28 protein-coding genes (1 of these 28 only partly in view) are annotated in these 25147 nt (G+C 55.2%); 25 read left to right on the top strand and 3 right to left on the bottom strand.

The window, feature by feature from the left end:
* The first annotated feature begins 144 nt into the window (after positions 1–144).
* The 4 genes from BDD18_RS11675 (at position 145) to BDD18_RS11690 (ending at position 3842) form a co-directional block, all read left to right on the top strand.
* Complete coding sequence (locus tag BDD18_RS11675) at positions 145–1296, top strand: flagellin (RefSeq protein ID WP_142083354.1); 1152 nt, start codon at positions 145–147, stop codon at positions 1294–1296.
* A gap of 187 nt (positions 1297–1483) precedes the next feature.
* Complete coding sequence (gene fliD / locus BDD18_RS11680; protein WP_142083356.1) at positions 1484–2938, top strand: flagellar filament capping protein FliD; 1455 nt, start codon at positions 1484–1486, stop codon at positions 2936–2938.
* A gap of 176 nt (positions 2939–3114) precedes the next feature.
* Complete coding sequence (fliS, locus tag BDD18_RS11685) at positions 3115–3540, top strand: flagellar export chaperone FliS (protein ID WP_066692862.1); 426 nt, start codon at positions 3115–3117, stop codon at positions 3538–3540.
* Between the two features lie 2 nt (positions 3541–3542).
* On the top strand, positions 3543–3842 hold the full coding sequence (locus tag BDD18_RS11690; RefSeq protein WP_066692859.1) for a flagellar protein FliT: 300 nt from the start codon (positions 3543–3545) through the stop codon (positions 3840–3842).
* A gap of 105 nt (positions 3843–3947) precedes the next feature.
* On the opposite strand, the gene fliE is transcribed toward BDD18_RS11690, so the two are convergent.
* Positions 3948–4259, bottom strand: a complete 312-nt coding sequence (gene fliE / locus BDD18_RS11695; protein WP_066692865.1) for a flagellar hook-basal body complex protein FliE — start codon at positions 4257–4259, stop codon at positions 3948–3950.
* A 174-nt stretch (positions 4260–4433) separates the two neighbouring features.
* On the opposite strand from fliE, the gene fliF reads away from it, so the two are divergent.
* The 13 genes from fliF to fliR all read left to right on the top strand — a co-directional run bounded on the left by fliF (position 4434) and on the right by fliR (position 15421).
* A complete protein-coding gene (fliF, locus tag BDD18_RS11700; RefSeq protein ID WP_142083357.1) occupies positions 4434–6119 on the top strand; it encodes a flagellar basal-body MS-ring/collar protein FliF in 1686 nt (561 codons plus the stop codon).
* A 29-nt stretch (positions 6120–6148) separates the two neighbouring features.
* Positions 6149–7144, top strand: coding sequence for a flagellar motor switch protein FliG (gene fliG / locus BDD18_RS11705; protein WP_044402246.1), 996 nt, complete (start codon positions 6149–6151; stop codon positions 7142–7144).
* Positions 7128–7871, top strand: a complete 744-nt coding sequence (locus BDD18_RS11710; RefSeq protein WP_198846609.1) for a FliH/SctL family protein — start codon at positions 7128–7130, stop codon at positions 7869–7871. Before fliG ends, BDD18_RS11710 begins: the two co-directional genes overlap by 17 nt.
* Positions 7861–9255, top strand: a complete 1395-nt coding sequence (gene fliI, locus BDD18_RS11715; protein ID WP_142083359.1) for a flagellar protein export ATPase FliI — start codon at positions 7861–7863, stop codon at positions 9253–9255. Before BDD18_RS11710 ends, fliI begins: the two co-directional genes overlap by 11 nt.
* A 20-nt stretch (positions 9256–9275) precedes the next feature.
* Entirely contained in the window at positions 9276–9740 is a 465-nt protein-coding gene (gene fliJ / locus BDD18_RS11720; RefSeq protein ID WP_142083361.1) for a flagellar export protein FliJ, read from the top strand.
* A 70-nt stretch (positions 9741–9810) separates the two neighbouring features.
* Positions 9811–10992 carry a flagellar hook-length control protein FliK gene (locus tag BDD18_RS22500; protein WP_244939075.1) on the top strand — a complete coding sequence of 394 codons (1182 nt, stop codon included), beginning with the start codon at positions 9811–9813 and terminating at the stop codon, positions 10990–10992.
* Between the two features lie 181 nt (positions 10993–11173).
* A complete protein-coding gene (locus tag BDD18_RS11730; RefSeq protein WP_240485387.1) occupies positions 11174–11755 on the top strand; it encodes a flagellar basal body-associated FliL family protein in 582 nt (193 codons plus the stop codon).
* 18 nt (positions 11756–11773) lie between these two features.
* Positions 11774–12778 carry a flagellar motor switch protein FliM gene (fliM, locus tag BDD18_RS11735; protein WP_142083362.1) on the top strand — a complete coding sequence of 335 codons (1005 nt, stop codon included), beginning with the start codon at positions 11774–11776 and terminating at the stop codon, positions 12776–12778.
* On the top strand, positions 12768–13214 hold the full coding sequence (fliN, locus tag BDD18_RS11740; protein WP_066696581.1) for a flagellar motor switch protein FliN: 447 nt from the start codon (positions 12768–12770) through the stop codon (positions 13212–13214). Before fliM ends, fliN begins: the two co-directional genes overlap by 11 nt.
* A 49-nt stretch (positions 13215–13263) precedes the next feature.
* On the top strand, positions 13264–13563 hold the full coding sequence (locus BDD18_RS11745; protein ID WP_337931936.1) for a FliO/MopB family protein: 300 nt from the start codon (positions 13264–13266) through the stop codon (positions 13561–13563).
* Complete coding sequence (gene fliP, locus BDD18_RS11750) at positions 13556–14347, top strand: flagellar type III secretion system pore protein FliP (RefSeq protein WP_082758812.1); 792 nt, start codon at positions 13556–13558, stop codon at positions 14345–14347. The genes BDD18_RS11745 and fliP overlap by 8 nt, the downstream gene beginning before the upstream one ends.
* Positions 14348–14362: 15 nt before the next feature.
* Positions 14363–14632, top strand: coding sequence for a flagellar biosynthesis protein FliQ (gene fliQ / locus BDD18_RS11755; RefSeq protein WP_142083364.1), 270 nt, complete (start codon positions 14363–14365; stop codon positions 14630–14632).
* An 18-nt stretch (positions 14633–14650) separates the two neighbouring features.
* The gene (fliR, locus tag BDD18_RS11760; protein ID WP_142083366.1) at positions 14651–15421 is read left to right on the top strand and encodes a flagellar biosynthetic protein FliR; all 771 of its coding nucleotides are present in this window, start codon (positions 14651–14653) and stop codon (positions 15419–15421) included.
* A 60-nt stretch (positions 15422–15481) separates the two neighbouring features.
* On the opposite strand, the gene BDD18_RS11765 is transcribed toward fliR, so the two are convergent.
* Both BDD18_RS11765 and BDD18_RS11770 read right to left on the bottom strand, forming a co-directional pair.
* Positions 15482–16111, bottom strand: coding sequence for a response regulator (locus tag BDD18_RS11765; protein WP_066696567.1), 630 nt, complete (start codon positions 16109–16111; stop codon positions 15482–15484).
* Between the two features lies 1 nt (position 16112).
* Complete coding sequence (locus BDD18_RS11770; protein WP_066696548.1) at positions 16113–17219, bottom strand: hybrid sensor histidine kinase/response regulator; 1107 nt, start codon at positions 17217–17219, stop codon at positions 16113–16115.
* A 181-nt stretch (positions 17220–17400) separates the two neighbouring features.
* Between BDD18_RS11770 and BDD18_RS11775 the strand changes: the two genes are divergently transcribed.
* The 8 genes from BDD18_RS11775 to BDD18_RS11810 form a co-directional block, all read left to right on the top strand.
* The gene (locus tag BDD18_RS11775; protein ID WP_066696546.1) at positions 17401–17847 is read left to right on the top strand and encodes a hypothetical protein; all 447 of its coding nucleotides are present in this window, start codon (positions 17401–17403) and stop codon (positions 17845–17847) included.
* Between the two features lie 49 nt (positions 17848–17896).
* Positions 17897–18259, top strand: coding sequence for a response regulator (locus BDD18_RS11780; RefSeq protein ID WP_044402276.1), 363 nt, complete (start codon positions 17897–17899; stop codon positions 18257–18259).
* A gap of 38 nt (positions 18260–18297) precedes the next feature.
* On the top strand, positions 18298–20418 hold the full coding sequence (locus tag BDD18_RS11785) for a chemotaxis protein CheW (RefSeq protein ID WP_142083368.1): 2121 nt from the start codon (positions 18298–18300) through the stop codon (positions 20416–20418).
* Positions 20419–20456: 38 nt separating this feature from the next.
* Positions 20457–20945: a chemotaxis protein CheW gene (locus BDD18_RS11790; protein ID WP_066696544.1), complete on the top strand. Its 489-nt coding sequence runs from the start codon at positions 20457–20459 to the stop codon at positions 20943–20945.
* 158 nt (positions 20946–21103) lie between these two features.
* A complete protein-coding gene (locus tag BDD18_RS11795) occupies positions 21104–21952 on the top strand; it encodes a CheR family methyltransferase (RefSeq protein WP_142084074.1) in 849 nt (282 codons plus the stop codon).
* A gap of 185 nt (positions 21953–22137) precedes the next feature.
* Positions 22138–23250, top strand: a complete 1113-nt coding sequence (locus BDD18_RS11800; RefSeq protein WP_125958936.1) for an IS5 family transposase — start codon at positions 22138–22140, stop codon at positions 23248–23250.
* A 182-nt stretch (positions 23251–23432) separates the two neighbouring features.
* Positions 23433–24056 carry a chemoreceptor glutamine deamidase CheD gene (gene cheD / locus BDD18_RS11805; RefSeq protein WP_142083369.1) on the top strand — a complete coding sequence of 208 codons (624 nt, stop codon included), beginning with the start codon at positions 23433–23435 and terminating at the stop codon, positions 24054–24056.
* A gap of 15 nt (positions 24057–24071) precedes the next feature.
* Positions 24072–25147 carry the 5' portion of a protein-glutamate methylesterase/protein-glutamine glutaminase gene (locus tag BDD18_RS11810; protein WP_066696542.1) on the top strand. 34 nt of this gene lie beyond the right edge of the window, so the window shows 1076 of its 1110 coding nt (coding positions 1–1076); the start codon lies at positions 24072–24074; its stop codon lies beyond the right edge, outside the window.

Below are 25147 nucleotides of genomic sequence, written 5' to 3' on the forward strand. Positions count from 1 at the left end.
CCAAGCGGCGAGTCATCCAACAATGGGCCATCCGGAAAACGTGGGGCTGCCCTGCATCCGGCTGATGAGCCAGCGCACTTGCTGGCATGCAAACGGTCACTGCAAGTGCCGGTTTACTGGCTAAATTTAAAGGAGCTATACATCATGGCAGCCACTATCAACACCAATGTTCAGTCGCTCAACGCGCAGCGCAACCTCAGCACGTCGCAGAATTCGCTGTCGACCTCGATGCAGCGCCTGTCCTCGGGCCTGCGCATCAACAGCGCCAAGGACGACGCGGCCGGCCTGGCCATCTCTGAGCGCATGAGCACGCAAGTGCGTGGCCTGAACCAGGCCTCGCGCAATGCTAACGACGGCATTTCGCTGGCCCAGACGGCGGAAGGCGCACTCAGCGCCATTGGCAACAACCTGCAGCGCATCCGCGAACTGGCAGTGCAGTCGCGCAATGCCACCAACTCCAGCGACGACCGCGCAGCGCTGCAAAAGGAAGTCTCCCAGCTCAAGGGCGAAATTGGACGGGTTGCCAATCAGACGGCATTCAACGGCACCAAGCTCCTGGACGGCTCGTTCACCAGCCAGGCATTCCAGGTCGGCGCCAACCAAGGCCAAACCATCAACATCGCGGCCATCGCCAATGCGAACATCGATCAGCTTGGTACTTGGACCACACCGTCGTCGGCAGCGATGACAGGGGCTGCGGCATCGGCATTCACGGCCGTCACTGCTGGGGATATCAAAATCAACGGCATCAATATTGGCGCAGTGGCAGCAGGTGGTGCAGCACCGGCTCAGGGCGCCAACGTGGCAGCTGCCATCAACGCCATGAGTGTTGAGACCGGCGTGACTGCAACGGCAGATTCAGGGGGTTTGGTAACCCTGACCTCTGCCAATGCGTTCACCCTGGCCCTGTCGGGAACAGCAACCACCGCCACAACGGGTCTCACTGCAGGCTCCGCGACTGTGACGCCGGGCACCGCTCAGACCGGTTTCCTCAACCTGGACATTTCCACGACGGCGGGCGCAGACAACGCCATCCTGGCCATGGACGCAGCGCTGAACACCGTGAATTCCGCACGCGCGGACCTGGGTGCCATCCAAAACCGTTTCAGCGCAGTGGTAGAAAATCTGTCGATGTCGGCTGAAAACCTCTCGGCCGCCAAGAGCCGCATCATGGACGCGGATTTCGCGGCCGAAACCGCCAACCTCAGCCGCGCGCAAATCCTGCAGCAGGCCGGCACCGCCATGGTCGCGCAGGCCAACCAGCTGCCACAGAACGTGCTCAAGTTGCTGCAGTAAACCCGCTGGCGCGCGTGGCGCGCTTTGCTGGGCGTTTTCGGTGGGCCTCAAGTTGAGCGCCCAACTGACCGATAACCCTTATAGGCAGGGTCCAAATCGTTTGGGCTGGGTCGGTTGCGCATCGCGTCGCAGGTGTGGCTGGGGGTGAATCGGTTCACAATCCAGGCCACCGGAACTGGAGGTTCACATGGCAATTTCTTCCGCAGGCATCGGCAGTGGCCTGGATGTCAAAAGCATTGTTTCGCAGCTGGTGGCGCTAGAGCAAAAGCCGCTGTCGCAGCTGCAAACCAAGGCTTCTTCCATTACCGCCAAGCTGTCGGCCTATGGGCAATTGCAGTCGCAAATGGCCAATCTGCAAGACATGGCTTCCAAGCTGGCCACGGCCAGCAACTGGGATGCTATGTCGGTCAGCTCCAGCAACGCCGCCATTTCAGGCACCGCCACCACGGCGGCAGCGGTAACTGCGTTCAGCGTGGAAGTGAGTCAAATGGCGCGCGCGCAAATGGCGGGGTCTGCCCCTTTGGCGCCTGCGGGCAGCCCTGTGGGTGCGGGCACGCTGCGCATTGAACTGGGCGCGTGGAGCACCAGCGGCCCGGCCACGTTTACCAAGGGCAGTGGCGCCGCCGTGAATGTGTCGGTGGGCGCTACCGACACCCTCAGCCAGATAGCCGACAAAATTAACGCCGCTGGCGCCGGGGTGACTGCCACGGTGCTGAAGGATGACGCGGGCGAGCGCTTGCTGATGCGCTCCAGCGCCACGGGCGAGGCTTCGGCGTTTCGGGTGCAGGCGCTGGCCGAGCCGGTGGCTCCCGCCACCGAGGGTGTGGCCATTACCAATGGCACGGGCTTGGGGCGGCTGGCCTTCGACCCGGCCAATGCAACCGGCGGGCTGGCGCTCACCCAGTCGGCCTTGAACACCAAGGCCACCATCAATGGCGTGGCGGTTTCGTCGCAAAGCAACACGCTCGAAGCCATTGCGGGCGTCAAGCTGACGGTGTTGAAAACGACCACCGACACCGGGCCGGTGGAGGTGAGCATCAAGCGCGACACCGCGGCGGCCAAGACCAGCATCAACAATTTTGTGTCTTCATTCAACGCCATCAGCAATGCGCTGGCCGAAATGACCAAGTACGACGCGGCCACCAAGACGGGTGGCACGCTGCAGGGCGACTCCACAGCCCTGGGCTTGCAGGCCGCATTGCGGCGCATGGTGGGCGGCAGCGGGCCGGCGGGCACGGCTGTGGGGCGCCTGTCTGACCTGGGTGTGGAGTTTCAGAAAGACGGCTCGCTCAAGGTGGATGCCACCAAGCTGGATGCAGCGCTGGCGAAGCCGGACGATGTGCGCACCTTTTTCATGGCCGATGGCGGCACCAATGGCTCTGACGGCCTGGCCTTGCGGCTCAAGGACTTTGCGGCGGGTTTGCTGAACTCGAGCGGCACGCTGAGCACGCGCAGCAGTGCGCTGAAGTCAGAGTCTGACCGCAACACCAAGGAGCAGGAGCGTGTGTCTGACCGCATCAGCAGAACCAAGGCGCGGATCGAGGCGCAATACAGCCGGCTCGACGCCAGCATGGGCAAGCTGACGGAGTTGAGCAGCTATGTGAATCAACAGGTCACCCAGTGGAACAATACCAAGGGTTGATTTGGGTGATTTATGGCTCTGGCCCTTTCAGGGTAAGCGTCAGCAGCTATCAATTTTAGTTTTCGAAGGGCGGAATAACCCGCCTTTCATTGTCCTGAAGTGCTATGAAATTTGCTTGAGTTTTCCCAGTAATTGCCGATATCAATAACAACAAGTAGCACATGAAGGAGCCGTTGATGTACACCCCCGTCAGTTCTCGCGCAGCCTCGGCCTATCGGCAAGTGGGCGTTCAGTCCGGCGTGGATGGCGCTTCGCCGCACACGCTGATCAAGATGCTGTTTGATGGCCTCATCCAGTCGCTTAACGCCGCGCGCGGCGCTTTGCAGCGCGGCGATATTGCCGAAAAAGGCCGCCAGATCGGCAAGGCCGTGCGCATTCTGGAAGAGGGCCTCAAGGGCGGCCTCAACCCCGCGCAGGGCGGAGAAATTGCCAGCAACCTGGCCGCGTTGTACGACTACTGTGTTAGCCGCCTTACCCTGGCCAACATGCGCAACGACCTTGCGCTGGTGGAAGAGGTGGTGAGCCTGATTGCCCCCGTGGCGCAAAGCTGGAGCGAAATCGGCGCCAACAACGGCGCAACCGCCCAAGGCGCGGGAGTATGAACATGACCACCATGCTGATTGACTATTACAAAGCCATCGAAGACAGCAGCGCCAAGATGCTGGAGGCTGCCAAGCTCAAGGACTGGGATGGTGTGGTGCGCTATGAGGGCGCCTGTGCCGTGCTGATCGAGCAGCTGCGCTTCAAGTCGCAGGAGCACGAGTTGCTGCCTGAGCATCGCCGTGAGAAAACCCGCATCATGCAACGTATCTTGCGCAACGATGCCCAGATTCGTTGCCTTGCTGAGCCTTGGCTTGCCCAGTTTGAGCACTTGTTTGAGGGGCAGCCTCAGATGATGCATTGACGCATCCCCCCTGTGGCGGGGGGATGTGATCTCCAAATAAAAAAGCGCTTGCATTGCAAGCGCTTTTTTATTTGTGCTGCGACGAGAGGGCGGCAACTTGTCTTGTCAGACCTGCATGTTCATGATGTCTGTATAGGCTTGCACCATGCGGTTGCGCACATTCAGAGTCGCTTGGAAGCCAACTTGGGCTTTCTGAATCGCGACCATGGTTTCCTCCAGGCTCACGGAGGGGTTCTCCATCTGGACTTCTCGTTGAAGCGCTGACGAGTGATTCTGGGCTGCGCTTACCGACTGTAGGGCTCCCTTCAGCGCGCTGGAGAAGCCGACTTCATTACCCTCTGCCTGCGGTGTGGCAGCGCGGCGCGCCAGGCCGGCGCCCGACAGGGGGGCGGTGGAACTGGAGATGCGAAGGTCCATGGCAGTGTCCGTAAAGGGATTGAGGTACGCTGTGATCCTATCGAGGGCGAAGCCAACCATCCTGTGAAATAGATGGACAAATGCGCGGCTTATCTGGTCAACATGGTGTGGCGCTCCCCCCAATAATCGACCCAACGCTAGGTCTCTGCCGAGCCTCTCACATTGGAAAGCAAGATGTCTGCTGTTGCTGAAGTCCCTGTTACACCTCCTTCTGCGAGCCCCAATTGGCTGCAGCGGTTGTCTGCGCTGGACCGTAGTCAGCGCATGCGCCTGGGTGCTGGCATCGCGTTGTTGGTGGTTGCTGCGGTTGCAGCCATGGTGATGGGCCGTCAGCCTGACTACAAAGTACTTTTCTCCAACCTGAGCGACAAGGATGGTGGAGCCATCGTTGCCCAGTTGTCGCAAATGAACGTGCCTTACAAGCACGCGGATGGGGGCGGGGCAATCCTCATCCCCGCCGAGAGGGTGCACGATGTGCGACTGCGGCTCGCTACGCAGGGCTTACCCCGTGGTTCGGTGACCGGATTTGAGTTGATGGAGGCAAACCGGTTTGGGATGACGCAGTTTCAGGAACGGCTTAACTTTCAACGTGGGCTTGAAGGTGAATTGACGCGCTCCATCCAGGCGCTGTCATCAGTACAAGGGGCGCGGGTGCATCTGGCGCTGCCCAATCAGAACGGTTTTTTCCGGGAGCAGCAAAAACCATCGGCATCGGTTTTGGTGAGTTTGCATCCGGGGCGCATACTGGATCGAGCCCAGTTGGCAGGCATTGTTCACCTGGTTGCCTCCAGCGTCCCAGAGCTTGCCCCTTCGGCGGTCAGTGTGCTGGACGACACAGGCAAGCTGTTGTCTCAGTCTCCCGATGCTGCGGGGGAAGAAGGCATCAATGCTCAACAGCTGTTGTACGTGCAGCAGATCGAGCAGCAGTACGCTCGCCGCATCATGGAGATTTTGGAGCCTGTAGTCGGGCGCAACAATGTCAAGGCCCAGGTCAGCGCAGAGTTGGACTTCAGCCGGACAGAATCGACTTCAGAGCAATTCCGCCCCAACCAGACCCCAGACTCTGGCGCCATTCGTAGCCAGCAGGTGCTTGAGAGCAGCGGTACTGCCAATAAAACTGCAACGGGTGTGCCTGGCGCTGTGGCCAATCAGCCGCCCGCTCCGTCTGCTGCGCCTGTCAACGGAGCCAATCCGGCGCCCACAGCGGGTGGGCAGCAGGGGGCCGAGGAGAGCACCAGCAAGCGCGAGTCCACCACCAACTACGAAGTGGACAAGACGGTGAAGGTGACCCGTGGTAATAACTGGGCCATCAAGCGCCTGAGTGCTGCTGTGGTTGTCAACTATCAAGCCCTGGCCGAGGAGAAGGGTGGTGCATCGCCCAAGCCGCTTACCCCAGAGCAGATCGAACAGATGACGGGTTTGGTGCGTGAAACCATTGGCTTCAACAAGGAGCGTGGAGATTCCGTGAATCTGATGAACACGCCTTTCCTGACTTCTGAGATTCCAGCAGCTGCTGTGCCGCTGTGGAAGCAGCCTGAGACGATTGAGTTGGCTAAAACCTTTGCTTGGCCTTTGGGTGCCGTGTTGTTTGCCGCTTTGGTTCTGCTGGGATTGGTAAGGCCTGCACTGAAGGGCACTGCCAAACCTGCTGCAGCAGTTCCTGTGGCGGGTGGTCAGCTCAGCGCGCTGGAAGCGGATGAGCCAGATCGGCCTGCACTCCCTGCTCCCTCCAAGAAGGATGAGGTTGTGGAGGTCACTCCAGAGCAACTCCGGCTGGAAGAGGCTCGGGTATTGGCCAAGGCCAATCCGGTGGCTGTGGCTAATATCCTGAAAACTTGGGTGCACGGCGATGCCGCTTGAGGCGCCTGTGACTGAATGGATGATGTCTCATGGATGAAGAAGGTCTGAACGACGCGGCGATTCTGCTGATGTCTCTTGGCGAAGAGGAGGCTGCGGAAGTATTCAAGCATCTTTCTCCTAAAGAAGTGCAGAAGCTTGGGGAGACTATCGCGCGCATGAAGTCGGTCTCGCGCGAGAAGGTTGACCGCGTGATCAACCGCTTCTCTGACGCTGCTTCTGCGCAGAGCCTCTTGGTTTCTGACACGGGCGATTACGTTCGTTCTGTGCTCCGCCGTGCTCTTGGGGATGACAAGGCATCGTTGTTGATTGACCGTATCTTGCAGGGCGGAGATGTTTCTGGCATTGAAAGCCTGAAGTGGATGGACCCGTTGTCGGTGGCAGAGTTGCTGCGCAATGAGCACCCACAGATCGTTGCCGCCATTCTTGTGCATCTTGATTCCGAGCAGGCTGCAGGCATCCTGCAGCAGTTGTCGGACCGTCAGCGCAGTGAAGTGTTGCTGCGGGTGGCGACGCTGGAAGGTATTCAGCCAACGGCTTTGAAAGACTTGAACGAAGTGCTGTTCAAAGTGCTTGCGGGCGGAGACAAGATCCGCAAGAGCTCTTTGGGCGGTGTCAAGGCGGCCGCAGAAATCATCAATTTGCTGGGCGGCAACATGGATGCTGTGGTGCTCGAGTCCATCCGTGGTTACGACCCCGACCTGGCCCAGAAGATCATGGACAAGATGTTTGTCTTCGAGGACATCCTCAAGCTGGACGACAAATCCATCCAGATCGTGCTCAAGGAAGTCGCTTCCGAAACCCTTATTGTTGCGCTCAAGGGCGCAGTACCGGAGTTGCGCGAAAAATTCCTCTCCAATATGTCTTCCCGCGCTGCCGAGGCCCTACGTGAGGATCTCGAGTCGCGTGGCCCCATGCGTCTCTCGGAAGTGGAAGCACAGCAGAAGGAAATTCTCAAGACAGTGCGTCGTTTGTCGGACGAAGGCCAGATTGTGATTGGCGGTGGTGGTGATGATGCCTTCGTCTAATCATCGTCATTACTCACGCTTCATCCCCAGTGAGGAGGTGGGCGCTGTCACGCAATGGAAATTCGGTGCGGTGGATGGCTCCGACCTGCTGCCACCGGAGCCTGAGCCAGAACCTGTGGCCTTGCCCGAAGAGCCGGTGTTTGATGAGGCGGCGCAGTTAGCCTTGGTTCAACAAGCCTGCGATGACGCTTACGCCAAGGGCTTTGCTCAGGGCCAGGCGGAGACTGCTCTGGAGTGGCAGCGTCGCATGGACGACTATGTCGCCCAGCAAGGCCAGGAATTGGCCCAAAGTCTGCTGTCTGTATCAAGGTCCATGGAGTCCTCCATGGCTGGCATGCAGCAGCAAATGGCTCAGGATGTGTTGGCTCTTGCGTGCGATATTGCTCGTCAGGTCGTTCGGCAGGAGCTCTCTTGCAACCCGCAGGTTCTTTTGCCTGCGGTGCGAGAGGCTGTTTCCATGCTGATTGCAGAAGGTCGCCCTGCCGTGGTGCGGCTCAATCCTGCAGACTTGGCTGCAGTTCAGCAGCCCTTGCAAGCTATGACCGAAAGCGCCTCCGTTCAGTGGCTCCCCGATGCCGCAGTTCCATCGGGAGACTGCTTGGTTGAGTCTGGCGGAACAGTGGTGGATGCATCGGTATCCAAGCGTTGGGAGAGGGCTGTAGCGGCGCTGGGGTTGCAGAGCCCCTGGCAAGAGGCAAAACAAGAGGCCGATAGCCATGGCAATTGAGCCTGCTTCTTCCTGGGAGCGTTTCATGAGTGATGCTCGTGAGCGTGTCCGTGCCGGCGTGCCTCTGGAGACACGCGGGACCTTGACGCGCCTGACGGGCTTGGTATTGGAGGCGGCAGGAATTCGGGTACCCGTGGGCTCGCAGTGCATGGTTCAGATGCCTGGACATACCCCAGTGCTGGCAGAGGTCGTAGGTTTCTCTGCCGACAAGGCATTTTTGATGCCCGCTGGCGACATTCATGGTCTGTCCAGTGGCGCCAGCGTGACGCCTGCCGCGCCCTACATTCCGCCCCCTCGACTAGGGGAGGTCGCCAAGCCTGTAGCACGCGCAGGTGTCTTGCGCTTACCGATGGGCGATGGGTTGCTGGGCCGTGTGGTGGATGCACAGGGGCTTCCGCTGGATCATGGGGGGCCCGTGCAGGATGTGGTGGCGGAACCCATGGATCGTCGTCAGATCAATGCCATGGATCGGGATCCTGTACGGGAGCCTTTGGATACTGGCGTTCGTGCGATCAACGCGTTGTTGACGGTTGGGCGTGGCCAACGTCTGGGCCTGTTTGCGGGCTCTGGGGTTGGCAAGAGCGTATTGCTTGGAATGATGGCCCGTTACACCCGTGCGGATGTGATCGTGGTGGGACTCATTGGCGAGCGGGGGCGCGAGGTTAAAGAGTTTGTCGAAGATATTTTGGGTGAAGATGGTCGTGCCCGCTCTGTCGTGGTTGCTGCCCCCGCTGATGCGCCGCCTTTGCTGCGCATGCAAGGTGCGGCATACGCTACTGCGGTGGCTGAGCATTTCAGGGACAAAGGCAAGCATGTGCTGCTGCTGATGGATTCGCTGACCCGCTACGCCATGGCGCAGCGAGAAATTGCGCTGGCCATTGGTGAGCCGCCAGCCACCAAAGGCTATCCCCCATCTTGTTTTGCGAAGTTGCCTCAATTGGTCGAGCGCAGTGGCAACGGGCTGCATGGAGTGGGATCGATTACAGCGTTTTATACCGTGCTCTCTGAAGGCGATGACCAGCAAGATCCGATTGCAGACTCAGCGCGCGCCATTCTCGATGGACACATCGTTTTATCCAGAGCACTTGCGGAGTCAGGTCATTTCCCGGCGATTGATATCGAGCAGTCGGCATCCCGTGTGATGCACAACGTGGTGTCGCGTGAGCATTTCGATCTAGCGCGTCGCTTTCGCGCCGTCTACTCGCGCTATCAGAAAAGTCGTGATCTGGTGCAAGTGGGGGCCTACATGAGCGGCTCTGATCCTGCATTGGACGAAGCCATTCGCCTGCAGCCACAGATGGCAGCGTGCCTGCAGCAAGACATGTTTGACCGTGCTTCTATGGAGCAGAGCATTGCGGCCATTGCGGCAGTACTTGAGAGTTAGCTTTCAGAAAGAGATACGCGATGTCTGTGCTGAAAGCGTTGATGGTTGCTGTGAGTGTTGCGGAGCGCAAGCGCGATGAGGTGCGCCAAGTTCTCCAAAACGCACAAGCTGCGTGTCAGGCCGCGCAGGGACAGCTGTCTCAGTTGGAAGGCTATGCAGAAGAAATACAAGAGCGTTGGGGCGCTAAAGAGGGCGCGAGCCTTAAGCCGGAAGTGATGTATCACCATCACCAATTTATGGGGCGACTTGGGCACGCAGCTGGATTGCAGTCTGGTGTGGTGGCAGACCACCTGCAGCGCATCGAGGCAGCTTCACGCCAAGTGCTGGCCGCCGAATTGCGGCTGGCGAGCCTGCGAAAAGTGTTGGCAGCTCGTCGCAAGGAAATCGAACTGCAGCAAGCGCGGCGTGACCAGAAGCAAACAGACGAGCGCGCGGCGATCAAGTACCACAGTAATGCGATTGGACCTTTGGGTCAGGAGGGTTGAAATGGAACAGTCTCGAGTTGGAAGCTCTCACTCACCACAAGGGGGGAGCGCGCCAGTGCGTGGGAAGACGATGGCCAAACCTTCCGACGAAGCGGCTCAAGAGGCCGCCGGACAAGGGGGTTTTTTGGCGCTGATGGCTGCACTGGAGCAAAGCCCAGAAGCTGATGAACGCTTGGATCTCCAGCCGGAGGACGCTGGCTTAGTGGCTATTCAGGGAACAGACCCTGGGATGCTTATGCAAATGCAAGGAGTAGCGGCAAGTAGCCTTTTGGGCGCTCGGTCACTGTCTACAGAAGGTGGGGGTGCAGGGCTTTCTTGGAATATGGATCTTCCAGATGGCGGTTTGGTTGCTCAAACCACTGCGCTGGACAGGCTTGGCGATGTCAAGGACGGGGACCTCGCTGCATCTGCTCTTAGCCTGGGGAGGCCCGTCGGCACTCGTGCAACTGCGGCGTTGGCGCAGCGGGGTGAGCCTTTGAGTGCAGGTGCAAGCATGCTGCTGACCAAAGGGTTGTCAAGTGACCTTGCCAAAACTCTCGCAAGTGCTGCAGATGGCTTGTCTGTTGCCTTGGCTACTTCATCTGTGGCTTCACTGCGAGAGGCGGGAGGGCTTTCGGCTGTTGGGGTGCACGCAGCGGGTAGTTCGCCTACGTTCTTGGGATTGATGGAGGGAGAGGACACTTCCGTCCTGAACGGACAGGTTCTTCCTCTGGTACCTGAACGTGGGAGCGAACCCGCGCGGCTGTCGGACTTGGGTAACACCGGCGCTGGTAATGAAGGCGCTCAGGATGGAGCTCAAGTTGAGGTTCCGTTACCTGCCGGGGAGGCAGCTTCCTTTGACGCGATGGCTCTCTTTGCCGCAGAGGATGCGCTAGCAGAGCAAGTCACATATTGGGTGAACCAGAAGGTGCAGAGCGCAGAAATGACGGTTTCCAGGGATGGGCAGCCTGTAGAAGTCTCCGTTACGCTCTCGGGCAACGAGGCCCAGGTCGCGTTCCGCAGCGACCAGGAGCAGACAAGGCAGCTGCTGGATGCCAGCATGGCGCAATTGAGTGAGATGTTGCGCGGGCAGGGTTTAGTACTGTCAGGTGCAAGCGTGGGCACGTCTGCACGTGATGGACGCTCCAGTGGTGAGCCGTCTCAGGGGCGTACCCCAAAGGCGGGGCAGACCACGGTGGTTGCTGCTGAAGGTATTTCTGTGCGAGCAAATCACATCCAAACTGGGCGCGGTGCGATTGATGTCTTTGTGTGAGGGCTTTCCGTGTCTCGCCCAGACCCGCGAGTCATGGGCAGATGAGGTGTGATACAGCCATGTGTTTGGGCTTTTATTCTGGCTATTATCGGTCGCCTGATCATCCGACAATTTAAGTGAGTAGCCTGCCACCGTCACAACGTGCATGGTTGGCTCACCCCACACAGCAAGGAATCGACCCGTGTCTGCCAACGCCCCAGCCGCTCCGGCCAAGGAGAAACCCAAAAGCAAGAAGATGATGATCATCATCATCGTGGTGGTTGCCTTGCTTGTGGTGGCAGGTGGCGCTGCCGCCTGGTTGTTGTCTAGCCGCTCTCACCCGAAGGACGAGGAGGTCGAGGAGCCTGTTGCGGCCAAAGAGAGTGCTAAAACGCCCCCGACGTTTCTTCCCATCGAAAATATGGTGGTTAATCTGGCCGACCCAGGGGGAGAACGGTTTGCGCAGATTGGTATCACCCTGGAGGTGGCTGATGCTAAAACTGCGGATTTGGTCAAGCAATACATGCCCTCTATTCGCAGCGGCATCTTGATGCTGGTATCCCAACGCACTTCTGAGGAGCTGCTTCAACGAGAGGGTAAGGAAAAGCTCGCACGTGACATTCATCGAGAAGTGTCCAAACCGTTGGGGTTTAATGTGCCCATTCCCAAGAAGCGTACTCCTGGGGATTCCGAGGATGAAGAAGCGGAGGATCGCGCTGCCCGTATCCGGGCGGAGAAGAATCCTGTGAAACGTGTGCTTTTTTCAAACTTCATCATTCAGTGACACGCCTAGGAGTCATGTATGAGTGATTCATTTCTGTCGCAAGAAGAAGTTGATGCACTTCTTGAAGGTGTCACTGGTGAAAGCCAGAAATCTGTAGAAGAAGTCGCAGAAGCTGGATCTGTTCGAAACTACGACATTTCCAGCCAAGAGCGTATCGTTCGTGGGCGTATGCCCACGATGGAAATCGTGAACGAACGCTTTGCGCGTAATTTTCGTATTGGGCTTTTCAACTTCATCCGCAGGAGCCCTGAAATTTCCGTCGGAACGGTGGCTGTGCAGCGCTACAGCGCGTTCCTGCGTGAGCTAGCGGTTCCCACAAACTTCAATATTGTTGCTGTCAGGCCTTTGCGCGGTAGCGGTTTGATCGTCTGTGAGCCATCGCTCGTTTTTGGGATCATCGACACGCTATACGGCGGAGTGGGAAAGTTTCAGACTCGTATTGAGGGCCGTGATTTTTCACCCACAGAACAGCGTGTGATCAACCGCTTGGTTGATGTCATTTGTGTCGAATACAAAAAGGCTTGGCATGGTATTTATCCATTGGAACTGGAGTACCAGCGGTCTGAAATGCAGCCGCAGTTTGCCAATATTGCTACGCCCAGTGAGATTGTTGTCTCGACGGCGTTTCAATTAGAAATTGGCGATCTTTCAGGCGCCATCCACGTTTGCATGCCGTACGCAACGCTGGAGCCGATCCGGGATGTGCTCTATTCATCTACCCAAGGTGACTCCATCGAAGTGGATCGCCGTTGGGTTCGAGTGCTGACCCGGGAAATTCAAGCTGCCGAGGTGGTGCTAGTGGCAGAGTTGGCCAAGGCTGATGCCACTGTGGAGCAATTGTTGGCCATGAAACCCGGAGATTTCATTGAGTTGGATCGCGAGCCTCGCATCAAGGCATCGATCGGCGGTGTTCCTATTTTTGAATGTCAATATGGGACGCACAACTCGAAATATGCAATTCGCATCGAAGAATGCCTGCGCAATGCGGATATGAGCTGGCTTGGAGAAAAAGATGTCAACTGAAGAAAACAACAATGACAACAATGCCGCAGACGCCGCAGACGATCCGTTTGCGGGGTGGGCCGAAGCGCTTGAGGAACAAAAGCGCGACAACGCACCAGGAGATGCTGAGCAGGGCGGACCGTTGTCTGGTGAACCCGTGCGTCCTTTCTCCAGCAGCAACGATGCCCCGGTCAACGACATCAATATGGTGTTGGACATTCCTGTTCAGCTCTCTGTGGAGTTGGGACGTACCAAAGTCCCCATCAAGTACATCTTGCAGCTCGCACAGGGATCCGTTGTGGAGCTGGACGCTCTTGCCGGTGAGCCCATGGATGTGCTGGTCAACGGGTACTTGATTGCCCAGGGTGAAGTCGTGGTGGTGAATGACAAGTTTGGTATTCGTCTCACCGATGTGGTGACCCCTTCAGAGCGGCTGAGGCGAGCTAGCCGTGGATAGCCCAAATATGGCGCAAACACTGGGCGTGGTGGTTTTGTTCATTGCCGGAATGGCTTGTTTGCCATGGGTAGTGCGCTGGGCTCAGCAGCGTCAAGCATCACGAGGTATTGCTGGGGGAGCGATCACTGCATCCAAAATCGTCTCTACCGTAGCGGTGGGACCTCAGCAGCGAGTTGTGACGCTGGAGGTTGGGCCTGAGCACTCTCGCACCTTACTGGTCTTAGGTGTGACCTCTCAACATATCAACTGCTTATTTTCTACTCCGGTGCCTGCCTCACCGGAGCAGCAGCCCGCATCTTTCGCACAAGAGATGGCTCGCGCATCGATGCCGAAAGAGTCAGATGGCTAATCTGTCCCTCGGTCGTTGTTGGCTTAAAGCCTTGCTGCCGGCTGGGGCCGGAGTCGTCGTCCTGACGGTCGGAGTGTTGTTCAGCTCCGTGGCCGCAGCACAGACGGCAGCAGGAGCCTTACCCGTGTTAATAGGAACGGGCTCAGGTGGTAATAGCTACTCTGTGCCTATTCAGACATTGCTATTTTTCACGGCACTGTCTTTTTTGCCTGCGGTACTTCTGTTGATGACGGGTTTTACCCGTATCGTGATTGTCTTGTCATTGTTGAGGCAGGCTATCGGTACCCAGTCAGCTCCACCAAATCAGGTGATTATTGGTCTATCGCTTTTCTTGACGATGTTTGTGATGGGGCCAACGCTAGATCGTGTCTATCAGGAAGCCTATTTACCTTATACGAACAACACTCTGGGTTTTGAGCAGGCTTTGCAAAAAGCCGAAGCACCCATGCGTGAATTCATGTTGAAGCAAACACGCCAATCAGACTTCGCACTTTTCTCTCGGCTGGCTCGTCTCAATCCAGAGGTGACAGCAGAAACGGCACCCTTGCGCGTTTTAGTACCTGCGTTTGTAACGAGTGAGTTGAAGTCAGCGTTCCAGATTGGATTCATGATCTTCATACCGTTTTTGGTGATTGATATGGTGGTGTCCAGCATTTTGATGTCACTAGGCATGATAATGCTGTCACCGGTGTTGGTCGCACTCCCATTCAAGCTGATGCTTTTTGTTTTGGCTGACGGATGGAACCTGCTTTTGGGCTCTTTGGCAGCCAGTTTCGTTACTTGATTGAGAGGTTCTGGCATGACATCCCAAATGGTTTTGACCCTCGGGCGAGATGCCTTGACCTTGCTGCTCATGATCTCCATGCCTGTGTTAGGAGTCGTGATGGCGGTTGGTTTGGTCGTCAGCATCTTTCAAGCGGTCACACAAATTCAGGAGGCAACGCTGGCGTTTGTGCCCAAGCTGATCGCCGCTATGGTGGTCTTTGCCATCGCCGGGCCGTGGATGATTAGCACCTTGGTGGATTACTTGCGCAGAACGATTGAATCGATTCCTTCCGTGGTTGGTTAGCACAAGGATTTCAGGGTCGTGATTACTTTCAACGAGGCACAGTTGATGGCGTGGCTGTCTCCTGTGCTTTGGCCTTTTTTACGCGTTCTGGCTGTTTTTACCGTAGCTCCTATTTTCTCCATGCGTGTGATACCCACGCGGGCGAAGGTCGGCTTGGCTTTTCTGGTGGCAGTGTGCGCGCAAGGGATCCTGCCTGAACAACCGATTGTCGATATCAACGGACGTGAGGCCATCGGAGTCGTTGTGCAGCAGGTGGTTGTAGGGTTGGCAATCGGCTTCGCCGTGCGACTGGTGTTCTCGTCTGTAGAGTTGGCTGGAGAAATCATTGGCCTCCAGATGGGGCTCAATTTCGCATCATTTTTCGATCCCACCAGCAATGCCCAAGTCAGTGCAGTGGCCCGTTTTTTTGGAAATATCGCAATGTTGTTGTTCATTGCGATCAACGGCCACTTGTTGGTAGTTCTGGCGGTAGTGAAGAGCTTTGAGCGATTCCCCGTGAATGGGAATTTTTTAGCAGCTTTAAATCAGATGCGCTTGTATGAGCTGGGCGCTTCGCTGTTCTCCAGTGCTTTATGGATTGCGCTGCCTATGATTGCGCTACTGCTGTTCGTAAACCTTACCTTGGGCGTTATTTCGCGAGTAGCGCCGCAAATGAACATTTATGCGGTGGGGTTCCCTGTGACGCTGACCGTGGGCATGCTGGGCATCACCGCCACCCTGCCCATGCTGGAGCAGCCCATGCTTACGCTGATGCAGCAGGCCATGAATATTTTTGCAGCCCAACGGTAGTAATCGACAGCACTATCTGGGCCTTGTTACCAAGGTGTTTGTCTTCGATCCAGTGGCGGGTCAGACCAGCTGATTGCGTATGGCATAAACCGTCAACTCAGCATTGTTGGTGAGTTGCAGTTTCTCCAAAACTCTGGCGCGGTAGACGCTCACTGTTTTGGGGCTCAACATAAGCTCCTCCGCGATGTCAGAGAGACGGCGGCCTGAGGCAATTTTGACAAGAGTTTGCAGCTCACGTTCGGATAGTGCTGAATGTGGTGTTTCAAGTGTGGGTTGCGCCACGCTTTCAGCGAGCATTTGGGCTACTTCTGCTGTGAGGTACTTTCGTCCCTGCACCACCGTTCGTACCGCTGCAATCAGTTCCATGGGATCACCCGCTTTGTTAGCGTAGCCTTGCGCTCCAGCCTTGAGGCAGCGCAGTGCATACTGATCTTCCGGGTACATAGAAACTATCAGAACTTTGATTTCGGAATTGGTTTCCTTCAGGCTTGCCAACACCTCGAGCCCGCTGCGCCCTGGCATATTCAGGTCCAAGAGCAAAACGTCGCAGGGTGATGTGCGCAGAACCTCCCGCAACTCAGGATAACTGCCCGCTTCGCCTGTCACAGTAATGTCGTGTGCTTCCATCAATGTATCGCGAATACCCCGACGCAAGACAGCGTGGTCATCACAGAGAACGACGTTAATCACTTTAGAACTCTTCTGTTGAATGAGCCGCAGTGGCTGTGATTGGAACTGTCAGCGTTATGCATGTCCCTTTTCCAAGCTGACTGCTGATGTCTAGCCAGCCTCCCACCGTGCGGGCTCTCTCTTGCAGACCTTTCAACCCGAAAGCTTTGGGCTTCATGCGCATTTCGGGCGACATGCCGCAACCATCGTCTGCAATTTCCAATGTCAAAACGCCTTCGCGATCTGACAGGTCAATGACCACTTTACTGGGACTTGCGTATTTTGCAGCGTTCGTGAGAGCTTCCTGGGTCGTGCGATAAGCCACCAGTTGCACGTCGGAAGCTACTTGCATTTGCTCGTTTGCCACGCACACCGTTGTTGATGCGCCGGTTCTTCGTTCAAAACCGCTGGCTAGCCAGCGGACCGCCGCGACCAGGCCTTGCTCAAGGATAGGAGGGCGCAAGTTCATCATGATACGTTGGCTGGCTCCGATAGCGTGTTGCAGCATTTCAGACGCAGCTACGGCATGCTCTTTCATCTCTGGCGTATCAGCATGTCTACCAATCCACGCGATGTCAAATTTGACAGCTGTCAGGGCTCCGCCTATGTCGTCGTGGATTTCCCTTGCAATGCAAGCGCGCTCTTGCTCAATGGAGGTTTGGAGATGTTCTGTCAGTGCAGCCAGTTGTGCCTCCGACTCTGCGAGGCGACTAACCGCCAATGCACGCTCTTTCTTGGCATGATGAACTTCCAGTGCTCTTGCCGCGACGTGGGGGAGGCGAGCTATGTCATCTTTCAAGAGGTAATCTGAAATCCCCAGCCGCATGACGTCCACCGCAGCAGCTTCCCCTATCGCCCCCGAAAGCAGCACAAACGGGGGGGGATTAGGCAATTGCACAACATGTTGCCATGCATCAAGCGCTGTAAATCCGTTGAGCCGGTAGTCCGCTAGGATGATGTCGATGTGAGTTTGATGTAACCGATCAAGGAATGCCTCCAGTGAATCAACATGGAGTACCTCCGCCAATGGATACGACTTAACCATGATGCGGCGCACCAAACTTTGGTCGGCGGGCGAGTCTTCGAGATGTAGTACGCGAAGGCGTTGCTCTGACGCTATCTTGACCATAGGAGGGGTATCATAGGATACATTTTGGAACAAACAAGGGTGTTTGTCCGGTTGAGAGGGTTGGTGGGTGAGCGTCCAATGGTTCGCGGGTAATTGGGTTTACTTTGTGTAAATCTCAAATCAACGCAGGCTTCTGTGATGGCACTAGTGCTTTGCTGCTGATTTTTGCGATGGAGAGACGATGCAATCTACGCTAACAACGCCTGATGGACCAGGGGTTCAAGTCCCTGTCATGGTGGCAGCCGAACTGCAAGACTCTTTGCTGGTGGTGATGCACGACCTACATCGATTGGAGGGATTGCTTAGTCATGCAACAGACAACTTGCTCGAAAGATTTGGCGAGGCCAATGCTGTTTTGACAGATTCTTTTGTTGCTGATTCGCCGGAGCTGCTTGCTGTAAGAAATGCGCTGCGTAGTGCGGTCACAGAATTGCAGTTTCAGGACATGGCATCTCAGTTGATCTGGCACACCACCAAAGTGCTGCAGGGCTGTGCCTTTCGGTTGGCTTCGGAGGCCATGGGACATGAAGAGGGTGAGGAGGCTGCCCCGTTCGCTGAAATGGCCCCTGATAGACCCAACCCTGTAACTCAAAGCGAAATGGATGCTGGTTCCGTCGATCTATTTTGATCGTTACGTGATTGGCTAATCTAAATATTCAAGTCAGTTGGAGCCTTACATGCAATCAATACTTGCCGTAGATGATTCACCATCCATGCGAAAAATGGTGTCCTTCACCTTAACTGGTGCGGGTTATCACGTAGTGGAGGCGGTGGACGGGCAAGATGCCCTTGAAAAGGCGGAAACCCATGACATCCATTTGGTTTTGGCAGATCAGAACATGCCTCGCTTGGATGGGATTGGGCTTACGCGCAAACTGCGCGAACACCCCAAATTCAAAACTATCCCGATTTTGATCTTGACGACTGAGTCCAGCGATCAGATGAAGCAGGCGGGGCGTTCTGCTGGTGCGACTGGGTGGCTGGTGAAGCCTTTTGACCCCAATAGGTTAATTGAGGTTATTCAGAAGGTAATCCGTTAACACGGCTTCAAATCACAGCTACCAATTAGGAGCCAACTATGGCAGAAAATTACCAAGAAGGATCTGGATCAGGCGCTGATTTTGATCTGAGTCAGTTTTACCAAATCTTCTTCGAAGAGGCGGTGGAAAATCTTGATCAGATGGAGCAAATGCTCTTGAATTTAGATTTCAGTAATGCTAACGATGAGGAACTCAACGGAATTTTCCGCTGTGCTCATTCCATCAAGGGCGGTGCTGCGACCTTTGGGTTTTCTGATGTAGCGGAGCTAACCCATCAGATGGAATCCTTGTTGGACAAACTGCGTCGGCACGAGTTGCAACCTATTCCAGAAATGGTTGATGTTTTGCTTGAGTCCGCAGATGCATCACGGAGTTTGCTTGCCCGCCATCAAGCAGGAGGCCAGGGAGAGGCAGTTTCTACGACTGCTTTGGTGAAGCGAATCAGTGATCTGGCTGCAGGACTTCTACCAACCGATATGGAGGTTGCTCCAGTGCGCGCACAGGATGCGCCAGTACCCGTGAACCCTGAGCCGTCTCCTGTTTCAGTAGTTGCAGCACCCGCGTTGGCCCCTCACGTGCCTGGCCAGTTGCGGCAGCTGGAAATTCATGTGGGTCCACTAGATCGCACAGAGCAAGCAGACGCTATCAAGGATCTGTTCCGTGATATCGCGGGCTTGGGCACTATCCAAGACATACCCGCTTCGATCCCCGGTATGCGCGTATTTGCAGTAGAAACAACCTCTTCTACTGATGATTTGCTGGATTTGTTCGCATTCCATGTGTCCAAGGACCAAGTCCGCTTCGTTGACGCAGCGAAAGTTGGAGCGTCTCCAATTGATGGTGCTTCGGAAGTGGCTTATGGCTTCTTCAGCGACGCGCCCGGAGCCCCCGCTCCGCTGCCTCCACGTGCGCCCTCTGCGGAAGGCGTTCCACAAGTAAAAACTGCTGTAGTGACGAAGGCGGTTGAACCTAAGGTTTCCACACAAGCCCAGATGGAGTCCACCACTATTCGCGTTGCAGTGAATAAAGTGGATCAGCTCATTAATTTGGTCGGTGAATTGGTGATTACCCAAGCGATGTTGGCTCAAAATAGCCGTGGTTTGGATGCTGGTGCGTACCAGCAGTTACTGGCGGGACTGGCGGATTTGGATCGAAACACTCGAGATTTGCAAGAATCTGTGATGTCCATTCGGATGATTCCTATGTCGATAGTCTTCAGCCGTTTTCCTCGTATGTTACGGGACTTGGCAAACAAGCTGGGCAAGAAGGTAGAGCTTGTCACTCTTGGTGAGGCGACTGAGTTGGATAAAGGACTGGTTGAAAAGATTACTGACCCTCTTACCCATTTGGTCCGCAATAGCTGTGACCACGGGATTGAGCTACCTGCAGAACGCTTGGCAAAGGGGAAATCTGAGCACGGAACTATCACGCTGTCTGCTTCCCATCAAGGGGGCTCTATTGTGATTGACGTACGTGATGATGGCAAAGGACTGTCACGCGAAAAGATACTCAAGAAGGCCTTGGAGAGGGGAATGGATGTATCCGAACAGATGCCTGACTCTGAAGTGTGGCAGCTGATTTTCGCTCCTGGATTTTCGACGGCAGATGAAGTCACTGACGTATCTGGCCGTGGTGTCGGAATGGATGTGGTTAAACGAAATATTGCTGCATTGAATGGATCGGTGGAGATTGATTCGGCGGAAGGTTATGGGATGAAGGTCTCGGTGCGCCTGCCACTGACCCTTGCAATTATGGATGGTATGTCAGTCGGAGTGGGAGAGGAAGTCTACATACTGCCGCTTTCGTCCGTGGTGGAGTCATTCCAAGTGAATCCGGATGACGTTAGTACGGTTGCCCAAGGATCGCAGCTGGTGAAAGTTCGTGACGAATATATGCCTGTGATAGCTTTGGAGAAGATATTCCAAGTCCCTAGATTCGATTTGAATAAAACTAGCAACATTATGGTGGTTGTTGAGGCGGATGGAAGCCGTGTTGCTCTGCTGGTGGATGAGTTATTGGGGCAGCACCAAGTGGTTGTTAAAAACTTGGAATCGAATTACCGCAAAGTTCCGAATGTCTCGGGTGCAACAATATTGGGTGATGGCACTGTTGCGTTGATCTTGGATATTGGTGGGCTAGTTCGCCGTGCTAGGCATTGAGGGGATTTGATTGAAATATCTGGTCCTGAGGAGTATTTATGAGTCTCGTTGCTAAAATTTCTGAAAACGTGCATGTTGGTGCTCGCGAATATCTGACCTTTAGATTGGATCAGGAGGAGTATGGCATTGACATACTCAAGGTGCAAGAAATACGAGGGTATGAGCAGCCAACCCGTATTGCAAACGCACCTGCTTTTATAAAGGGTGTCGTGAATTTGCGCGGAACTATCGTTCCTATCGTGGATATGCGGCTTAAATTTAATTGTGCTCAGGCGGATTACAATAGTTTTACGGTTGTAATAATTTTAAATTTGCGTGACCGTGTTGTTGGAATCGTAGTTGACTCTGTCAGTGATGTGATGGAGTTGTCCGCTGAAAATATTCGATCTGCCCCTGATGTTGAGAGTGCAATTGATAATGGATGTATTCTTGGATTGGGATCTGTTGGGGAGAGAATGCTGATCCTGCTTGATATCGAAAAATTAATGTCGAACGCGGATATGGGTTTGGCCGCAAATGATGAGTGAACCATAAGCTTCTGCTGCGTGGCATAGGATGCATGAGTCAATAGGTTGGCCACAGATTCTTTGAATTTGAGCATTGGTAGATTTTCTATTTGGATGAACTCATGTCCCAAGCCACTCATTCCATAAAAATTAACCGCTCTTCTTCGCATCGCTCAGAGATGGATGCGAACGTAATCGCACCTACGGGGCCTCTTGCGCAAGGTAGAGAGTTTGTTTGGACAAACGCAGATTTCGCAAGAGTTCAAGGCCTTATTTACAAGCGTGCTGGAATCAGCTTACATGATGGTAAGCACGCCATGGTGTACAGCCGACTCTCCCGCAGACTCCGGGAAACAGGTCACGACAGCTTCAGCGACTATCTCAGTTGGCTTGAATCTAATGACGGACCTGAGTGGCAAGAGTTTGTCAATGCATTGACAACCAATCTGACTGCTTTTTTCCGCGAGCAGCATCACTTCGAAATATTCGCGTCTCACCTGCGTAGCAAGCCGTCGGGAACTTCCTGGAAGGTATGGTGCAATGCCGCTTCTACGGGTGAGGAGCCCTATTCAATAGTGATGACTGCATGTGAGGCTTTAGGGAACAATCCCCCTTTCAAACTGATAGCTAGTGATATTGACTCCAAAGTCCTAGCTACAGCCGGAAATGGTGTTTACAGAATAGATAGTATGAAGGGGATGAGCCAGGAAAGACTACAGAGGTTTTTCTTGAAAGGTAAGGCTTCTAATGCAGGGATGGTGCGAGTTAAGCCTGAATTAAGGCGTTTAATTGACTTTATGAGTGTCAATTTAATTCGAGACGACTGGCCATTCAAGGAGCCCTTCGATGTGGTTTTTTGTCGAAATGTAATGATTTATTTCGATGCCGCAACTCAGAGAAGAGTGTTGGAAAAAATTCATCGAGTCCTTAAGCCTGGAGGGCTTCTATTTGTGGGACATGCGGAAAATTTTAGCGAGTCTAAAGACCTGTTTGTCCTGCGCGGAAAAACGGTTTACGAGCGGCGCTGACTCTGTCTGGTGAGACTACTCTCAAACTGTCCCATGACCAATAATCGATTAAGCACATCCTCTTCTGCTTCTAGTGGTGCTGGGGCAGGTCTAGCAGGCTGCTGAAATACTCCCCACCGACAGTCCGCGACAGCCGCCCAGCCGCGACAATCAAGCCCCCCACTGACCAGACAGACGAGCCATCCATGCGCGGAGCCGACACCTTCACCGAGAGCCTGTTCACGATGCGCCATCTCGATGACTTCGTGCCCCTTGATCACCCCCTGCGGGTGATCCGCATCATGGTCAACAAGGCCCTGCAGAAGATGGACGATCTGTTTGCCCAGATGTATGCGGCCGACATCAAGGGCGGGCGCCCCAGCATTGCCCCCGAGAAGCTGCTGCGCGCCATGCTCATCCAGGTGCTCTACAGCGTGCGCTCGGAGCGCCAGCTCATGGAGCAGACCCAGTACAACCTTCTGTTTCGCTGGTTCATTGGCCTGGCCATGGACGATGCCGTTTGGGTGCCCACCGTCTTCAGCAAGAACCGCGAACGCCTGATCGAGCACGATGCGGTCATCGAGTTCTTCAATCAGATCGTGCAACAAGCCCAGGAGCAGGAACTGCTCTCGGGCGAGCACTTCAGCGTGGATGGCACCCTGATCCAGGCCTGGGCGGGCCACAAGAGTTTTGTGCGCAAAGACCGCCAGGGCGACGACGATACCGACGCGGGGAACTTCAAAGACCAAAAGCGCAGCAACGACACCCACGAGTCCACAACGGACGCGGATGCAAGGCTGTACCGCAAGGGCAAGACGGCCAGTGAGTTGCGCTTCATGGGCCACACACTCACCGACAACCGCCACGGGCTGGTGGTCAGCGCCGTGGTCACACAGGCCGACGGATATGCAGAGCGCGAAGCGGCCAAGGCCATGATCAACGATGCGCGACAGGCACTGCCCGGCGATGACCCCATCACGATCACGCTGGGCGCAGACAAGGGTTACGACGCCAGGGAGTTCATCGACGCGCTGCAAGAGATGAACGTGCTGCCCCATGTAGCGCAGAACAAGTCGGGGCGCCAGTCGGCAGTTCCTGACGCGATTGCAAACAGCGAAGGCTACGCCATCTCCCAGCAAAAGAGAAAGCTGATCGAACAAGGCTTTGGCTGGGCCAAGATGATCGGCAGCATCCGGCAAGTGATGGTGCGCGGACTGCAAAAGGTCGACCAGTTGTTTGTGCTGAACATGGCTGCGTACAACCTCACGCGCATGCGCACCTTGGGACAGGTGCGTCTGCAGGGTGCCAGCGGGGTGTAAAGGGCGAAGAAAAGGGCTCAAAAACGAGCAAAACAGGCCCAGACTGCTGAAAAATCAGGCGGTTCCGTCAAAAGCGGGGAGGTGGGCTGGGCTGCGGCGGGGAGTATTTCAGCAGCCTGCTAGAGCGGCGTCGTGCACCCAGAATAGCACCCCTTAGTTCTGATGTGTATTCCTCCTCTGTGATGAGTGTGAAAAATTCTTCTCTAGAGGAATTGAAAGCTCGTCCAAGGCGCCCTGGAGAGGCTTCATTTTTTTATCTTGATCACCATTTTCAGCATAACGCGGTAAAAGTATTACCTGGTGAATACTTCGTGTCAGCTGAGAACTTGGTTATTATGACTGTTTTGGGTTCTTGTATCGCGGCATGTCTGTGGGATAGTCGATCCCGTGTCGGAGGTATGAATCACTTCATGTTGCCCGATGGTGATATGGCAGATGTCTCAGGGCGATATGGCTCTTATGCGATGGAGGTTTTAATTAACGAAATGCTGAAGCTTGGAGCTCGGCGTGAAACAATGCAGGCAAAGATATTTGGTGGTGCGCAAGTTATGCATAATTTCACCACGATGAATGTGGGTGAAAGAAACACAAATTTTGTGCTCAATTATCTTCATACTGAGAGAATCCCCATCGTGTCAGAGGATGTGCTGGATATTTATCCGCGGAAGGTTGTGTTTTTTCCAGTCACAGGAAAAGCAATGGTCAAGCGACTGGCTCATGCGCACCCAGATGTTGCACAAGAAGTGCGGGGTAATGCTGTACTCGTCGCGAAAAGTAATTCTGGTGGATCGGTGGATTTGTTTTGATTGAGGGTTGGTTCGATGAGTAAAAAAATTCGGGTGGTAGTGGTCGATGACTCTGCCTTGGTGCGTAGTTTGCTCGCCGAAATCATCAATCGCCAAAGGGACATGGAGTGCATAGGGACAGCGAATGATCCCTTGATTGCCAGAGAAATGATTCGGGAGCTCAATCCAGACGTCATCACGCTGGATGTTGAGATGCCGCGGATGGATGGCATTGATTTTTTGGGCCGTCTGATGCGTCTGCGCCCTATGCCAGTTGTCATGATTTCGACTCTCACCGAGCGTGGAGCCGAGGTCACTATGAAGGCGCTCGAACTGGGGGCGATTGATTTCGTGGCAAAGCCTAGGGTGGGTTTGGCAAGTGGGTTGAACGATCTTGCGGAGCAGATCGTAGACAAAATTCGTATTGCCGCCGTGGCTCATGTGCGCAGGGGCGCTGTTCGAGATATCCCGGTTGCTGTTGCTCCGTTGCATCCCGTGGGTGCCTCCGTTACATCTGCATCTCCCGGAGGCTTGCTCGGGCGCCTTTCAACCGAGAAACTGATTTGTATCGGTGCGTCTACCGGAGGTACTGAGGCAATCAAAGAAGTCTTGGTTCAGATGCCAGCTGACTCGCCCGCCATTGTTATCACCCAGCATATGCCTCCAGGGTTCACGACGAGCTTCGCCGCCAGGCTCAATGGTCTGTGTCAGATTACGGTCAAAGAAGCGGTAAATGGAGAACGAATCCTCCCAGGTCATGCCTATATTGCTCCCGGGGGAAAGCAATTTCATGTTGCTCGCAGTGGCGCGAACTATGTTGCCGTGGTGGACGACGGCCCTGCAGTCAATAGGCACAAGCCTTCTGTTGAGGTACTCTTTAAGTCCGCTGCAGCGGTGGTGGGGCGAAACGCATTTGGCATCATGCTGACCGGTATGGGCAATGACGGCGCAGCGGCCATGCGTGAAATGAAGGACGCTGGTAGCTATAACTATGTACAAGACGAAGCCAGTTGCATCGTCTTCGGCATGCCCAGAGAGGCGATTGCACATGGCGCGGCTGACGAAGTCTTACCCTTGAGTCAAATTGCGGGTGCGCTGCTCGCTCGGCTGCG

It is taken from the genome of Acidovorax temperans, from assembly GCF_006716905.1.
Classification (GTDB): domain Bacteria; phylum Pseudomonadota; class Gammaproteobacteria; order Burkholderiales; family Burkholderiaceae_C; genus Acidovorax; species Acidovorax temperans.